The sequence below is a fragment of the Psychromonas aquatilis genome (genome assembly GCF_038155185.1).
GTDB classification, from domain to species: domain Bacteria; phylum Pseudomonadota; class Gammaproteobacteria; order Enterobacterales; family Psychromonadaceae; genus Psychromonas; species Psychromonas aquatilis.
Map to the genome: position 1 here is coordinate 1 of NZ_JBAKAZ010000305.1, position 224 is coordinate 224.

Below are 224 nucleotides of genomic sequence, written 5' to 3' on the forward strand. Positions count from 1 at the left end.
AATATATTCAGCTATATCATTCAGATCCTCGAGTGCAGGGTTTGACCAAATTATTTCAGCCATTTATTCATTTTCTCTTTAGCTTCAACATTAGACAATGTATCTCCGCGACTTATTGCCTGCTCACCTTTAGCAAGAGCCTCAAGAATTAGCATACGTTTTTGCATAAATTCGAAATCATAAACATCTACAAGGTATGCAGAAGGCTGTCCATGCTCAGTAAT

The 224-nt window shown here is 37.1% G+C and carries 1 protein-coding gene; it reads right to left on the bottom strand.

Annotation, left to right across the window (positions count from 1 at the left end; translation table 11 throughout):
• Positions 1–50 precede the first annotated feature (50 nt).
• A partial coding sequence (locus tag V6256_RS15665) for a type II toxin-antitoxin system Phd/YefM family antitoxin (RefSeq protein ID WP_341599154.1) occupies positions 51–224 on the bottom strand: 174 nt, incomplete at its 5' end.